At 73.3% G+C, this 13,535-nt stretch carries 15 protein-coding genes; 8 read left to right on the top strand and 7 right to left on the bottom strand.

Features of this window, described 5'->3' with window-relative positions:
- The 3 genes from ACGF15_RS28900 to ACGF15_RS28910 form a co-directional block, all read right to left on the bottom strand.
- On the bottom strand, nt 1–659 hold a 659-nt coding region (locus ACGF15_RS28900), incomplete at its 3' end, for a lytic transglycosylase (RefSeq protein WP_392803238.1).
- 281 nt (nt 660–940) lie between these two features.
- Nucleotides 941–2,017, bottom strand: a complete 1,077-nt coding sequence (locus ACGF15_RS28905; protein ID WP_392803241.1) for an S-adenosylmethionine:tRNA ribosyltransferase-isomerase — start codon at nt 2,015–2,017, stop codon at nt 941–943.
- A 44-nt stretch (nt 2,018–2,061) separates the two neighbouring features.
- Nucleotides 2,062–2,757 carry an SDR family NAD(P)-dependent oxidoreductase gene (locus ACGF15_RS28910; RefSeq protein ID WP_345615660.1) on the bottom strand — a complete coding sequence of 232 codons (696 nt, stop codon included), beginning with the start codon at nt 2,755–2,757 and terminating at the stop codon, nt 2,062–2,064.
- 201 nt (nt 2,758–2,958) lie between these two features.
- Between ACGF15_RS28910 and ACGF15_RS28915 the strand changes: the two genes are divergently transcribed.
- The 3 genes from ACGF15_RS28915 to ACGF15_RS28925 all read left to right on the top strand — a co-directional run bounded on the left by ACGF15_RS28915 (nt 2,959) and on the right by ACGF15_RS28925 (nt 5,200).
- Nucleotides 2,959–4,107 carry a GAF domain-containing sensor histidine kinase gene (locus tag ACGF15_RS28915; protein WP_360653506.1) on the top strand — a complete coding sequence of 383 codons (1,149 nt, stop codon included), beginning with the start codon at nt 2,959–2,961 and terminating at the stop codon, nt 4,105–4,107.
- Nucleotides 4,100–4,744 carry a response regulator transcription factor gene (locus ACGF15_RS28920; protein ID WP_362612444.1) on the top strand — a complete coding sequence of 215 codons (645 nt, stop codon included), beginning with the start codon at nt 4,100–4,102 and terminating at the stop codon, nt 4,742–4,744. Before ACGF15_RS28915 ends, ACGF15_RS28920 begins: the two co-directional genes overlap by 8 nt.
- Nucleotides 4,745–4,948: 204 nt before the next feature.
- Entirely contained in the window at nt 4,949–5,200 is a 252-nt protein-coding gene (locus ACGF15_RS28925) for a chaplin (RefSeq protein WP_345615657.1), read from the top strand.
- Nucleotides 5,201–5,251: 51 nt separating this feature from the next.
- Here ACGF15_RS28925 and ACGF15_RS28930 read toward each other — a convergent pair whose 3' ends face one another.
- Complete coding sequence (locus ACGF15_RS28930; protein ID WP_345615656.1) at nt 5,252–6,043, bottom strand: hypothetical protein; 792 nt, start codon at nt 6,041–6,043, stop codon at nt 5,252–5,254.
- A gap of 381 nt (nt 6,044–6,424) precedes the next feature.
- On the opposite strand from ACGF15_RS28930, the gene ACGF15_RS28935 reads away from it, so the two are divergent.
- The 4 genes from ACGF15_RS28935 to ACGF15_RS28950 all read left to right on the top strand — a co-directional run bounded on the left by ACGF15_RS28935 (nt 6,425) and on the right by ACGF15_RS28950 (nt 9,773).
- The gene (locus ACGF15_RS28935) at nt 6,425–7,216 is read left to right on the top strand and encodes an ABC transporter ATP-binding protein (protein WP_345615655.1); all 792 of its coding nucleotides are present in this window, start codon (nt 6,425–6,427) and stop codon (nt 7,214–7,216) included.
- Nucleotides 7,217–7,341: 125 nt separating this feature from the next.
- A complete protein-coding gene (locus tag ACGF15_RS28940) occupies nt 7,342–7,770 on the top strand; it encodes an NfeD family protein (protein WP_345615654.1) in 429 nt (142 codons plus the stop codon).
- 175 nt (nt 7,771–7,945) lie between these two features.
- Complete coding sequence (locus tag ACGF15_RS28945) at nt 7,946–8,902, top strand: SPFH domain-containing protein (RefSeq protein WP_392803248.1); 957 nt, start codon at nt 7,946–7,948, stop codon at nt 8,900–8,902.
- Between the two features lie 100 nt (nt 8,903–9,002).
- Entirely contained in the window at nt 9,003–9,773 is a 771-nt protein-coding gene (locus ACGF15_RS28950) for a sulfite exporter TauE/SafE family protein (RefSeq protein ID WP_362615315.1), read from the top strand.
- Between the two features lie 83 nt (nt 9,774–9,856).
- Here the strand turns inward: ACGF15_RS28950 and ACGF15_RS28955 are convergent, their stop codons facing one another.
- From ACGF15_RS28955 to ACGF15_RS28965, 3 genes are all read right to left on the bottom strand, one after another.
- Nucleotides 9,857–10,366 (bottom strand): HNH endonuclease, encoded by a 510-nt coding sequence (locus tag ACGF15_RS28955; protein WP_345615652.1) that lies wholly within the window; start codon nt 10,364–10,366, stop codon nt 9,857–9,859.
- A gap of 193 nt (nt 10,367–10,559) precedes the next feature.
- On the bottom strand, nt 10,560–11,096 hold the full coding sequence (locus tag ACGF15_RS28960; RefSeq protein ID WP_345615651.1) for a YbhB/YbcL family Raf kinase inhibitor-like protein: 537 nt from the start codon (nt 11,094–11,096) through the stop codon (nt 10,560–10,562).
- A gap of 288 nt (nt 11,097–11,384) precedes the next feature.
- Nucleotides 11,385–12,167: a sporulation protein gene (locus ACGF15_RS28965; protein WP_256526961.1), complete on the bottom strand. Its 783-nt coding sequence runs from the start codon at nt 12,165–12,167 to the stop codon at nt 11,385–11,387.
- Nucleotides 12,168–12,424: 257 nt separating this feature from the next.
- On the opposite strand from ACGF15_RS28965, the gene ACGF15_RS28970 reads away from it, so the two are divergent.
- Complete coding sequence (locus ACGF15_RS28970) at nt 12,425–13,036, top strand: DNA-3-methyladenine glycosylase (RefSeq protein WP_392803253.1); 612 nt, start codon at nt 12,425–12,427, stop codon at nt 13,034–13,036.
- The last annotated feature ends 499 nt before the right edge of the window (nt 13,037–13,535 follow it).

A 13,535-nucleotide genomic window follows, 5' to 3' on the forward strand; every position in this document is an offset into this window, starting at 1 on the left:
ACCGGGTCGTACTGGTCGTGCTTGGTGCCCGCGACGTGGTAGGCGTCGAAGGTCGGCTTGATGACCTGGAGCAGGCCCTTGGAGGGGACGCCGTTGCGGGCGTTGATGTCCCAGTTGTTGATCGCGAGGGGGTTGCCGGAGGACTCGCGCATGATGTTGCGGTGGATGCCCTCGTAGCTGCCGGGGATGTCGTGCTTCTTCATGATGGACAGCGCCTCGCGGATCCAGCCGTCCAGGTTGTTCGGGTAGGTCACCTTCGCGGGCTTGGCGGCGCGGGCCTTGCGGTCGGCGGCGGCCTTCTCCTCGGCACGCTTCTCGGCGGCGGCCTTGGCCTTCTTCTCGGCCTCAGCCTTCTTCTCGGCCTCGGCCTTCTTCTTCGCCGCCTCGGCCTCGGCCTTCTTCTTCTCCAGCTGCGCCTTCACCTGCGCCTCGAAGGAGGACTGCTGGGTGGCGATGCTCTCCTGCACCTTGGCGGCCTGTGCGGGGTCCACCTTCCAGGAGACCGGGGCGGCCGCGGCGACCTCGGCGGTCGTGCCGGCGTCGGCGTCGGTGGGGACGAGCGTGAGCCCCACGGCGGCGGCGGAGGCGACGGCGACACCGGCGACCGCGGCCTTGCGCGATCGGAGGCGACGGAGGGCGGGGGAGTTGAGCACGGACATGCAGACGTACCTCTTCGAATAGCGGGGAGTCGCTCCAGGGCCGGTTCGGCTCTGCGCTGTTCGTGGAAGCGACGTCGGCAATTCTTAGCGGCAGCAAAATCTGCTGGCAACGGTGTGACGTACTAACTGCGGTAGTGGATCACCCTTGTCCGATACGCCCGATTAACCCGTGCTGTCCGTGCTCACATGCCCTTTATGTATCCACTAGCGTGGTTCGTAAGTGACCTGCGCCCTATGCGAGGGCTCACACGCCCTCAGGGTCGCCCTCACCCTCTGTTGCTTCAGCAACTCGCTATGTGGGTGCTCTCCGCCGGGAGGATGAGGTGGGTGTCCCCGAACTCGTGCCACAGGTAGGCCCGCCGCAGGGCCTCCTCGTACGCGAGGACCAGGGCCTCCCTGCCCGCCAGCGCCTCCAGCATCAGCAGATGCGAGGCCTCCGGCTCGTGGAGCCCCGTCAGCAGCCCGTCCACCACCCGCACCCCCCGCCGGGGCGTGACCACCAGGTCCGTCCAGCCGGCGGTCGGCACCACGGCGCCCGACGGCCCGGCGGCCGACTCCAGCGACCGCACGGCCGTCGTCCCGACCGCCACGATCCGCCCCCCGGCCGCCCTGGCCGCGTTCACCAGCCACGCCGTCGTCGCCGGCACCGAGAAGCGCTCCGGGTAGGGAGGCTCGTGCGCCTCCGGGGACGACACCCCCGTGTGCAGCGTGACCGGGGCGAACTGCACCCCCCGGCTCACCAGCTCGGCCACCAGCGCCCCCGTGAAGGGCCGCGAGGCACTCGGCATCTCCGCCGACCCCGACCCGTCCGGACAGGGCACCGAGAACACCGTCCGGTACGCCGCGGCGGGCTGGTCCCGCGCCGTGTACCGGTAGCGGATCGGGCGCCCGTACCGGGCCAGCAGCTCCGGCACGGCCACCTCCGCCGAGGCCCACCACAGCCGGTCCGCTCCCGGGACCAGCGGTGCGCGGAGCACCAGCCGGGCGCCCCCCGGCAGCCGCACCACGGCCCCCGGCGGCCCGCCCGCCCGCGGCACCGTCGTCCCCGCGCCGTCCGGACTCCGCAGCTCCACCGCCCACCGGGCGCCCGCGCCCCGCCCCCGCCCCCGGGTCGAGAAGTGCACCACCACCGGCTCCGCGCCCAGCCGCCCGTCGACCGCCGCCGACAGGGTGGGAGAGGTGTTCACCACCAGGACGTCCCCCGCCCGCAACTGCCCCGGCAGCTCCCGGAACACCCGGTGCACCACCCGGCGCCCCCGCGAGACCAGCAGCCGCACGTCCTCACGACCCGTGCCCCGCACCTCCGCCGGCACACTCGCCGACAGCTCCGGCGGCACCCGCAGCCCCTCCAGCGGCACGGCGCCCGCCCCTCCCCGCCCGGAGCCCCGGGCCGCCCCCGTGCTCACGCGGCGCCCCGCAGATCCGCGGCGACCAGCCGGCCCGAGGCCGGGCGCTCGGCCAGCAGACGCAGGAAGGCCGGCACCACCGACTCCGGCGAGGGCCGCGGGTCGCGGTCGCCGGGGACCGCCGCGCGGTACGTCGCGGTGTCCATGTCGCCCGGATCCACGCTCCACGCCCTCAGGCCGGGCTCCTCCACGGCCAGCACCGCCACCAGCCGGTCGAGCGCCGCCTTGGACGCCCCGTAGCCGCCCCAGGTCCCGTACGCCTCCACCGCGGCGTCCGAGCTCACCGCGAGGACCGCCCCCGCGGGGGAACGCCGCAGCAGCGGCAGCGCCTCCTGGACCAGGCCCAGCGCGGCCACCGCGTTCACCTCCAGGGCCGTGCGGAACCCCTCCAGCGACAGCTCCGCCAGCGGTACCAGGGGCTGCGCCCCGAGCGCACCGGCATTGCTCACCAGCAGGTCCAGCCCGCCCAGCTCCCGGGCCGCGGACACCAGCTCCGAGCGGTGCCCGGCGTCCGCCACATCGCCCGCCACCGGCCTCACCCGCGTGCCGTGGAGCCCCGCCCGCCGCGCACTCTCCCCGAGCTCCCCGGCCGACCGGGCACCGAGCACCAGGTCCCAGCCCTCCCGGGCCAGGCCCCGGGCCAGCGCGCCCCCGAGTCCCTTCGACGCCCCCGTGACCACCGCTACCGGCATGACGACCGCCTCTTCCGCCTCGTACGTCGTGTCCTGGCCGCCACCGTAGGAACGCGCACCGCCCGGCCGCCTCGTGCCCGGGCCCCCTCCCGGCCGGGCACTTCGGACTACGACCACCGGTCGGCCTACGACCCGGGGCCCAGGTCCGGGGCGGTCCCCGGCCCGATACGGAAGGTCACCGGCCGCCGGTACCGTGAGGCCATGAGTCATCGACCGAGCTCCGGCCTGGCAGCCGTGAGCACCGCGCTGCTGGCGATGAGCCGGCACCTGCAGGTGCGCGACGTGCTGGCGACGATCGTCGCCTCGGCCAGGGAGCTGCTGGACGCCGAGTACGCGGCGCTGGGCGTCCCCGACGACCACGGCGGTTTCGCCCAGTTCGTGGTCGACGGTGTCTCCGACGCCCAGTGGAAGGCCATCGGCCCCCTGCCGCGCCAGCACGGCGTCCTCGCCGCCATGCTCCAGGGCGCGCGCGCCGAGCGGCTGGCCGACGTCACCCGGGACCCGCGCTTCGGCGGCTGGCCCTCCGCCCACCCGGAGATGACCGACTTCCTCGGGCTGCCGATCCGGGACGGCGACGAGGTGATCGGCGCCCTCTTCCTCGCCAACAAGCGCTGCGCCCGGCCGCCGGCCGGAGGCTGCGGCTTCACCGAGGAGGACGAGGAGCTGCTGGGCATCCTCGCCCAGCACGCCGCCATCGCCCTGACCAACGCCCGGCTGTACGAGCGCAGCCGCGAGCTCACCATCGCCGAGGAGCGCTCGCGCCTCGCCCACGAGCTCCACGACGCCGTCAGCCAGAAGCTCTTCTCCCTGCGGCTGACGGCCCAGGCCGCCGCCGCGCTGGTGGACCGGGACCCGGCCCGCGCCAAGGAGGAGCTGCACCAGGTGGCGGAGCTGGCCGCGGAGGCCGCCGACGAGCTGCGTGCCGCCGTGGTGGAGCTGCGCCCCGCGGCGCTGGACGAGGACGGCCTGGTCAACACCCTGCGCACCCAGGTCCAGGTCCTGGACCGCGCCCACAGCGCCCGGGTCACCTTCGACGCGGGCCGCATCAGGGCGCTGCCCGCCGCCCAGGAGGAGGCACTGCTGAGGGTCGCGCAGGAGGCCCTGCACAACGCCCTGCGCCACTCCGGCGCCGGCCGGGTGGACGTCGCCCTCGCGCGCCGGGGCCGCGGCGCGGTGCTGAGCGTCCACGACGACGGCAGGGGCTTCGACCCCGGAGCGGTGCGCAGGGCGGGCCGCCACCTCGGCCTGGTCTCCATGCGGGACCGCGCCGGGGGAGTGGGCGGCGCCCTGACGGTGGAATCGGCGCCCGGCGAGGGCACCACGATCGAGATGGAGGTCCCCGGTGGCTGAGGAGCGGATCCGGGTGCTGCTGGTCGACGACCACCAGGTGGTCCGGCGGGGTCTGCGCACCTTTCTGGAGGTGCAGGACGACATCGAGGTGGTCGGCGAGGCCGCCGACGGGGCGGAGGGCGTGGAGCGGGCCGTCGAGCTGGAGCCGCACGTGGTCCTGATGGACGTGAAGATGCCCGGCATGGACGGCATCGAGGCGCTGCGCAGACTGCGCGATCTGGGCAGTCGGGCGAAGGTGCTCATCGTGACCAGCTTCACCGAGCAGCGCACCGTCGTCCCCGCCCTCCGGGCGGGCGCCTCCGGCTATGTGTACAAGGACGTGGACCCCGACGCCCTCGCCGGGGCGATCCGCTCGGTCCACGCGGGCCATGTGCTGCTCCAGCAGGAGGTCGCCGGGGCTCTGCTCTCGCAGGACGCGCCGGGCGGCGGCTCGGGCCGGGGCCCGAGCCTGACCGAGCGGGAGCGCGAGGTGCTCGGCCTGATCGCCGACGGCCGCTCCAACCGGGAGATCGCCCGTGCCCTGGTGCTCTCGGAGAAGACCGTGAAGACACATGTCTCGAACATCCTGATGAAGCTCGACCTCGCGGACCGGACGCAGGCCGCCCTCTGGGCCGTCCGGCACGGTGACGCGGGCTGAGGAGACCGCAGTCCGGGGCGTACGCGGGCGCGTCCGGGCCCCCCGGGGAGCGCAGCGGGGGGCACACAATCGGAATGTCATCTTCCGAACGTGGATTCACACCGACGGGTGTTCGTCACTCACATGGCGTATCCGTGCGGGGGGCCGGGCGTTCTCCAGAGTGCCGCGGCGGCCGCCGCGGCACTCGCCCAGGAGGATGAAGCAGTGAAGAACCTGAAGAAGGCCGCAGCCCTCACCCTGATCGCCGGCAGCTTCGTGGCCGCCGGCGCGGGCGCCGCCTCCGCCACCGAGGCCGGCGGCGCGCACGCCCACGGCCAGGCCGTCCAGTCCCCGGGCGTCGCCTCCGGCAACCTCGTCCAGCTGCCCGTGCACATCCCGGTGAACGTGTCCGGCAACTCGGTCAACGTGATCGGCCTGCTGAACCCCGCCTTCGGCAACGCCGCCACCAACGCCTGACGCCCCCGCCACCGCCCCGGCCCCCCGAGGGACCGGGGCGGTGGCGCACCGTCAGCCGCGACCGCGCTCCCGCTCCTCCACACAGGCGTTGTACGCCGCCACCTGCGCCCGCCGTGCCACCCGCTCCACCGGCGCCAGCGCCCGCGCCCGCGCCGCCATCTCCGAGGCGCTGACCGCACCCCCGTGCCCGTTGCCGTAGGCCAGGGAGACCAGCAGCGCGATCCGCCGCGCCAGCTCCAGCACCCGTGCCGCCCGCGCCGGGTACCCCGGAGCCAGCCCCTCCCCGCCCCCGGCCTCGGCCCGGGCCCGGTACGCGTCCAGCGCGGCCTCCGCCGCCGGACCGGAGGCCGCCACGTCGAGCCGCGCCAGGACCTCGGCCGCCTCCCGCAGCGCCTCCGCCAGCTCCCTCTCGGCCTCGCCCAGCGAGGGCACGTCCGCGGGCGGTGCCTCACGCACCGGGAGGCACCGCCAGACCACCTCCCGGTGCACATCGCCCACCGGCCCCGCCTCGTGCACCTCGGGCACCAGCCCGAAGGCCGCCCCCACGGCCGTGACCGCCTCCTCCGCCTCCAGCGCACGGGCGTTGAACTCGGGCGGCCCGCTCAGCCCCAGCGGATGCCCCGGAGCCGGCAGCGCCACCCGGAACCCCGTCACCCCCAGCGCCCGCAGCCGCCCCAGGGCCAGCGTGAGCCCGACGGGCCGGGCCTCTTCGGGCAGGCCCTCCACCCGGTGCACGGCGTCCCCGCCGGTGATCGCGACCGCGGCGTCGTCCGGCGGGACGAGACCGGCCAGCAGGGCGTTGCCCCAGGCGGCCAGGCGTCCTGAACGTGGTTCCGAAAGCATGCCGACCAGCCTATGCCGCCCCGTCACCCCCGGCGGGCGCGCGACGACGGCTGCGGCACCTCGCCGCCCTGCCGGAACATCCGCGTACATCCGGTATGCGGAAGCTCCTCCGCCCTGCGATGCACCGCATCCGGCGCCGGGCGCCGGTCCGGCGGTCATCGCGGGACGGTCCCTTGTGACGCACCGCACCCCGTCCCGTCCCGCACCCGGCCCGGGGGCCCCGCGCCTCCCGGAGCGCCGGCCGCGGACCGGCCCGGGGCCCGGAGCGCGGGGCGGGTGGCGTAGGTTTTCCCTCGGTGCTGTGTCCTGAGCCGTACGCAGGAGGCCCACGGCGCACCGACACCCGAAGACCTCGACGACGCATGGGGAGACAACGCGCTCATGAGCGATGTACTGGAGCTGGTGGACGTATCCGTGGTCCGCGAGGGACGCGCTCTGGTGGACGACGTCTCCTGGTCGGTCAAGGAGGGGGAGCGCTGGGTGATCCTCGGACCCAACGGCGCCGGGAAGACCACCCTCCTCAACATCGCCTCCAGCTACCTCTTCCCCAGCACCGGCAGCGCGCAGATCCTCGGCGAGCGCCTGGGCGCGGTGGACGTCTTCGAACTGCGTCCCCGCATCGGCATGGCCGGCATCGCGATGGCCGAGAAGCTCCCCAAGAGCCAGACCGTCCTGGAGACCGTCCTCACCGCCGCGTACGGCATGACCGCCACGTGGAACGAGGACTACGACGAGATCGACGAGCAGCGTGCCCGCGCCTTCCTCGACCGCCTCGGCATGACCGAGTACCTCGACCGCCGCTTCGGCACCCTGTCCGAGGGCGAGCGCAAGCGGACCCTCATCGCCCGCGCGCTGATGACCGACCCCGAGCTCCTGCTCCTCGACGAGCCCGCCGCCGGACTCGACCTCGGCGGACGCGAGGACCTGGTCCGCCGCCTCGGCCGCCTCGCCCGCGACCCCTACGCCCCCTCCATGATCATGGTGACCCACCACGTCGAGGAGATCCCGCCGGGCTTCACGCACGTGCTGATGATCCGCCAGGGCAAGGTCCTCGCCGCGGGTCCCGTGGAGACCGAGCTGACCTCCCGCAACCTCTCCCTCTGCTTCGGCCTCCCCCTCGTCGTCGAGCGCACCGGCGACCGCTGGACCGCGCAGGGCCTTCCGCTCGGCTGACCGAAGCCCCCTGCTCCCGGCGGAAGCCGAGGACCGGTCCCCACCGGCCGCGGCGCCGGCCGGACGGCCTTCAGGGCCGAACGCCCCCTGTCCCGACGGCGACCACCGCCCCTACCATGGGTGCCGTGGACATCGATGCGTGGGTGTGGTGGCTGATCGTCGCGGTCGCACTGGGCATTCCGCTCGTGCTGACCGCCATGCCGGAGTTCGGCATGTTCTCCGCAGGGGCGGTGGCCGCGGCCGTCACCGCGGCCCTCGGCGCCGGAGTGGTCGCCCAGGTGCTCGTCTTCGTCGCGGTCTCGGTGGCACTGATCGCCGTCGTCCGCCCCCTCGCCGCCCGGCAGCGCTCCCAGAAACCCGGGTTCGCCAGCGGAGTGGACGCCCTGACGGGACGCCAGGCCGTGGTCGTGGAGCGCGTCGACGGGCAGAACGGGCGGATCAAGCTCGCGGGCGAGATCTGGTCCGCCCGCTCCTACGACGAGTCCGCCGCCTTCGAGGCCGGCGCACAGGTCGACGTCGTCGAGATCGACGGCGCCACCGCCGTGGTCATGTGACGCCCCGCTTCCCACCACCCCCGGCCGAAGGCTCCACCACGGCCCGAACGGGCACCGCCCCGGCCGAACGGGCCCCACCACGGCCCGAGTTCTGGGAAACTGATCACCACAGTCGACGGACCGGTCCGGCACCGGTCCCCGGGTACACCCCGCAGCGAAGGGCACAGGGAGCGCGATGCAACCGATCATCATCGTCCTGATCATTCTGGTGGTGCTCGTCTTCATCGCCCTGATCAAGACCATCCAGGTCATCCCCCAGGCCAGCGCCGCCATCGTCGAACGCTTCGGCCGCTACACCCGCACCCTCAACGCGGGCCTGAACATCGTCGTGCCCTTCATCGACTCCATCCGCAACCGCATCGACCTGCGCGAGCAGGTCGTCCCCTTCCCGCCCCAGCCGGTGATCACCCAGGACAACCTGGTCGTCAACATCGACACCGTCATCTACTACCAGGTGACCGACGCCAGGGCCGCCACCTACGAGGTCGCCAGCTACATCCAGGCCATCGAGCAGCTCACCGTCACCACGCTCCGCAACATCATCGGCGGCATGGACCTGGAGCGGACGCTCACCTCCCGCGAGGAGATCAACGCGGCCCTGCGCGGTGTGCTCGACGAGGCCACCGGCAAGTGGGGCATCCGCGTCAACCGCGTCGAACTGAAGGCCATCGAGCCCCCCACCTCCATCCAGGACTCGATGGAGAAGCAGATGCGCGCCGACCGGGACAAGCGCGCCGCCATCCTCACCGCGGAGGGCATCCGCCAGTCCCAGATCCTCACCGCCGAGGGCGAGAAGCAGTCCGCCATCCTGCGCGCCGAGGGAGAGGCCAAGGCCGCCGCCCTCAAGGCGGAGGGCGAGGCCCAGGCGATCCGCACCGTCTTCGAGTCCATCCACGCCGGCGACGCCGACCAGAAGCTGCTCGCCTACCAGTACCTCCAGATGCTCCCGAAGATCGCCGAAGGCGATGCCAACAAGCTCTGGATCGTGCCCAGCGAGATCGGCGACGCCCTCAAGGGCCTCAGCGGCGCCATGGGCAGCTTCAACCCCATGGCGGGCATGGGCGGCAGCGTTCCCGGCCAGCAGAAGAGCGGCAGCGCCGCCGAGCGCCGGGAGCAACCCCCCATCGACTGACGGCCGCACCCCCGTGGATGATCGGTGAGGCCCCTCGACCCTGTGGCGGGGAGGCGTCTCATCGACCGTGGAGGAGATGGCGTTGTCCATCTGGGATTCGTTGTCCGTCTGGGAAGCACTCGCGATCCTCGCCGCCGGGATCGGCGCGGGCACCATCAACACCATCGTGGGCTCGGGAACGCTCATCACCTTCCCCGTCCTGCTCGCCACCGGCCTGCCACCGGTCACCGCGACGGTCTCCAACGCACTCGGCCTCGTCCCCGGCTCCCTCAGCGGCGCCATCGGCTACCGGGAGGAACTGCGAGGCCAAGGACGGCGGGTGCGCACACTCGCCGTCGCGGCCGCCGTCGGCGGGGTCACCGGAGCGGTGCTCCTGACGCTGCTGCCCCCGACGGCCTTCGAGACCATCGTCCCCGTCCTGGTCGCGCTGGCACTGGTGCTGGTCGTCCTCCAGCCCCGGATCTCCGCGGCCGTCCGCCGCCGCCGCGAACGCCGGGGGACCGCGTCCGGCGCGGCCGACGTCGGGCCCGCCCTGTTCTGCGGACTGCTGCTCGCCAGCGTCTACGGCGGCTACTTCACCGCCGCCCAGGGCATCCTCTACCTGTCGCTGATGGGCATGCTCCTGAACGACACCCTCCAGCGCCTCAACGCCGTCAAGAACGTCCTCGCCGCCATCGTGAACAGCATCGCGGCCCTGTTCTTCCTCTTCGTCGCCGACTTCGACTGGGCCGCCGTGCTGCTCATCGCCGTCGGCTCGGCGGCCGGCGGCCAGATCGGGGCGAAGGTGGGGCGCCGCCTGCCCCCCGCCGTCCTGCGCACCGTCATCGTCGTGGTGGGCGTGAGCGCCATCGTCCAGCTGCTGCTGCGCTGAGAACGCGAGGGGCCCGCTCCCGCCACCGCGGGAGCGGGCCCGTCCGGCAACGCCGCGCCCCACCCGGACCCGGCCCCGTCGCCTCAGGCAGCGGGTGCCGTCACCAGCCAGTCCGGGAGAGCCGCCCGCTCGCCGGAGCGCAGCCCCAGCAGCATCGCCTCGGCCGGGGAGGGGACGAACGGGCGGTGCAGCAGCGGCATCCCCGCCTGCTCCGGCGTCCGGTCCGCCTTGCGGTGGTTGTCCTCCGCGCACGAGGCCACCGTGTTGAGCCAGGAGTCGGCGCCTCCGTGCGACCTCGGCACCACATGGTCCACGGTCGTGGCCCGACCGCCGCAGTACGCGCAGCGGTTCTGGTCCCGCACGAGCACACCCCTGCGCGACCACGGCGCCTGTCTTCGGAACGGCACCCGTACGTAGCGGCAGAGCCTGATCACCCGGGGCACCGGGAGGTCCACGGCGGCGCCGCGCACACGCAGCTCCGGGTGCGCCTGTTCGACGACTGCCTTGTCCTGGAGAACCAGAACCACGGCGCGGTTCAGCGTCACCGTCGACAGCGGCTCGAAGCTCGCGTTCAGCACCAGCGTGTCACGCATCCAGCCCACCTCCCGTTCACGCCCCGTGCCCGGTCGGCGGGCTCGGGCTCGCAACAACTCTGGCCGGGCGCGCCGAGATGGACAACGCAATATCCGTGCCTGCCCGGAGGACGAACCCCCGGCTCCCGGCAAGAAAAAACTGCCCTGCCCTGATCTCTCCAGAACCAGGGCAGGGCAAACGGGAGGCGAACACTCAGCCCGCGGCGGGCTCCTCGAACTCGGCGATCACCTGGGCCCGGGCCAGCGTGTGGAAACGCAGATGGAAGCCGACCGCGGCCGGCGAGGAGTCGGCGTCCGGACCCAGCTTCCCGGTGTCCACCGCGTACACCGTGAAGACGTAGCGGTGGCGCTCACCGGCCGGGGGCGCGGCGCCGCCGAAGTCCCGGGACCCGTAGTCGTTGCGGACGTGCACGGCCCCCGGCGGAAGCCCGGCGAAGGTGCCGCCGCCCGCCCCGGCGGGCAGCTCGGTCACCGAGGCCGGGATGTCGAAGAGCACCCAGTGCCAGAACCCGCTGCCCGTCGGCGCGTCCGGGTCGAAGCAGGTCACGGCGAAACTCCCGGTCCCCTCCGGGAAGCCCTCCCAGCGCAGATGAGGGGAGGCGTCGCCCTTCGCACGCACCTGGGCGTCCCCCAGGTCGGAACCCGGCGTGATGTCGTCGCTCACCACCGTGAACGAGGGCACCGGCGGGTGGAAGTCGTGCGGAAGGGGAGCCCGCGTCGGCTCGGCCACGTCGAAAACCTCCGGTTCGGCAGTCCTGTCGGTTCCACCACCGCCGGTCCGCCGGAACGCGGTCCGGCAGCGGTGGAGACGAGCCTAGTTCAGGGCCTCGGTGTCCGGCCCGTGCCGTCTTGGCCGCCGCGCCCTGCACGCCCGCGCACCGCGCCGTCGGCCGGCAGCGCAGCCGCTGCCCCATCCTGCCCCCGGCCGTGCGTGCGCACGCACCGGACACCGGGCCCGCCCTCCGGACGGAGGACGCCCGGACGGAGGACGCTGTGCGCCCGGCAGGCCCCGGGGCCCTCAGAACCAGTTGCGGCGCCCGCCGACATCGGCGAGCCACTGGTTGAGGTAGCCGGCCCAGTCCGTGCCCTGGTAGTCGTGGTGGCCGACCTGGAAAGAGCGGTAGGAGTCGCTGCCCTCGGTGAACAGGCCCGGCTTCTTGTCCATCTCCAGCACGACGTCCATCTCGCGCTCGTCGGCGATGAACGTCAGCTCCACCTGGTTCAGGCCCCGGTACTGCTGGGGGGCGAAGAACTCGATCTCCTGGTAGAACGGCAGCCGCTGGCGGGTGCCCCGGATGTGGCCGCGCTCCATGTCGGCGCTCTTGAAGCGGAACCCGAGCTGGATGAAGGCGTCGAGGATGGCCTTCTGCGCGGGGAGCGGGTGGACGTTGATCGGGTCGAGGTCACCGGAGTCCACGGCGCGGGCGATCTCCAGCTCGGTGGTCACACCGATGTGCATCCCGCGCAGGATCTGGCCGTCGATCGCGGTGACCGGCGTCTCCCACGGGATCTCCAGGCCGAACGGCACCACGTGGACCGCGCCGGCCTTCGCCTCGAAGGCACCGCCGAGGCGGACCTTGGTGAACTCGATGTCCTGCTTGTACTCCTGGTCGCCGCTCTCGACCTCGACCCGCGCCTGGAGGCCGACGGAGAGCCCCTCGATCTGCTGGTCGACGGAGCCGCCCTGGATGCGCACCTCGCCCTGGACCACGCCGCCCGGTACGACGTTCTCCTCGGACAGCACGGTTTCCACGGAGGCACCGCCGGCACCCAGGCTCGCGAGCAGCTTCTTGAAGCCCATGTCCACTCCTAGCTTGTTCTTCTCGGTCGTCTCGGTCGCACGGCCGTCGACCCCGTATACGCCGCAGGACCGCGGGCGGTTCCCCGGTAGCCTCGATCCGGTGACCGTGAGACCCGACCGTACGCCGCTGCCCCTCCCGTTCCACGACCGGCCCGCCCCCGGGCTGCCGGGTCGGGCACCCGTGCGCAGCGCGGTGACGCGGGGAGCCCCCCGCCGGGCGCACCTCCGCTCCACCCGCGCCGAGGGGGACGCCCAACGTGGACGCTGACCTCCTCGCCCGGCCCGCCGAGGAGGTCGCCCCCACGCTGCTCGGAAGCGTCCTCACCTGCAGGACCCCGGAAGGGACCGTGAGCGCCGTCCTCACGGAGACCGAGGCGTACTCCGGCACGGCCGACCCGGCCTCCCACGCCTACCGGGGCCGGACGCCCCGCAACGCCGTCATGTTCGGACCCGCGGGGCACCTGTACGTCTACCGGTCCCACGGCCTCCACTGGTGCGCCAACGTCGTCACCGGGACGGAGGGCGCGGCCTCGGCCGTCCTCGTCCGGGCGGGCAGGATCGTGGAGGGGGAGGAGCTCGCACGCGAGCGGCGGGGGGAGCGGGTCGACGGCCCGCGCCTGGCGAGAGGTCCGGGCAACTTCTGCCGGGCACTCGGCATCACGGGGGAGCACAACGGCGCGGACGTCCTGTCGGGCCCCTCGGTCGTCCTGTCCGAGGGCGAGCCGGTACCCGCCGCGCTGATCCGGGTCGGTCCCCGGGTGGGTGTGAGCAGGGCCCACGACTGGCAGCACCGGTTCTCCCTCGCCGGGGATCCGACGGTCTCGGCGTACCGGCTGAGCCCGAGAGCCCGACCGTCCGCCGGCTCCTGAGCCGCTGCCTGCGCCTGCTCGTCCCGTCGCCGCGTATCGGCGAACCGACAGAGCGGGGACGCGCCACGGCGATCCGGGTACGGCACGGGCCGGCCCGAGCCCTCCGGGCGCACGGTGCAGTGACCGGTGACGGACAGCGCGACCGCCGACCCGACGACGGGGCCCCCGCCCGGTCCGCCCAGCCCGGGGGCGGTCGACTTGACGCACTCGGGCGGGACCCCTAATGTATTCCGAGCCGCTGGAACGGGATGTGCCTCCAAGCACCCCGGGGCGGCACCCCATCACTCACGAACGACTCCCGGACCGGGCGAATTTTGGCATGCCGAAATTCTGCTCGAATGCCTCGATTATGAGGCGCCAGGAGAATCCGCTAACGTGGTGGAAGCCGAAAAGGAAAACGCGAGAGCGGTCCCTTTGAGGCAGTCCCGCCGACCGGGAATCGGAGCCGAAAGGGTCTGATAGAGTCGGAGCCGCCGGAAGGCCGAGAGGCCGGAAAGCG

The organism is Streptomyces sp. NPDC048001 (genome assembly GCF_043203115.1).
Lineage (GTDB): Bacteria > Actinomycetota > Actinomycetes > Streptomycetales > Streptomycetaceae > Streptomyces > Streptomyces sanyensis.

Excerpts from the sequence above, each read along its gene's own strand:
- ACGF15_RS28935 (WP_345615655.1), top strand. The coding sequence starts at position 6,425 with ATGAGCGATGTACTGGAGCTGGTGGACGTATCCGTGGTCCGCGAGGGA.
- ACGF15_RS28965 (WP_256526961.1), bottom strand. The coding sequence starts at position 12,167 with ATGGGCTTCAAGAAGCTGCTCGCGAGCCTGGGTGCCGGCGGTGCCTCC.
- ACGF15_RS28945 (WP_392803248.1), top strand. The coding sequence starts at position 7,946 with ATGCAACCGATCATCATCGTCCTGATCATTCTGGTGGTGCTCGTCTTC.
- ACGF15_RS28910 (WP_345615660.1), bottom strand. The coding sequence starts at position 2,757 with ATGCCGGTAGCGGTGGTCACGGGGGCGTCGAAGGGACTCGGGGGCGCG.
- ACGF15_RS28930 (WP_345615656.1), bottom strand. The coding sequence starts at position 6,043 with ATGCTTTCGGAACCACGTTCAGGACGCCTGGCCGCCTGGGGCAACGCC.
- ACGF15_RS28915 (WP_360653506.1), top strand. The coding sequence starts at position 2,959 with ATGAGTCATCGACCGAGCTCCGGCCTGGCAGCCGTGAGCACCGCGCTG.
- ACGF15_RS28955 (WP_345615652.1), bottom strand. The coding sequence starts at position 10,366 with ATGCGTGACACGCTGGTGCTGAACGCGAGCTTCGAGCCGCTGTCGACG.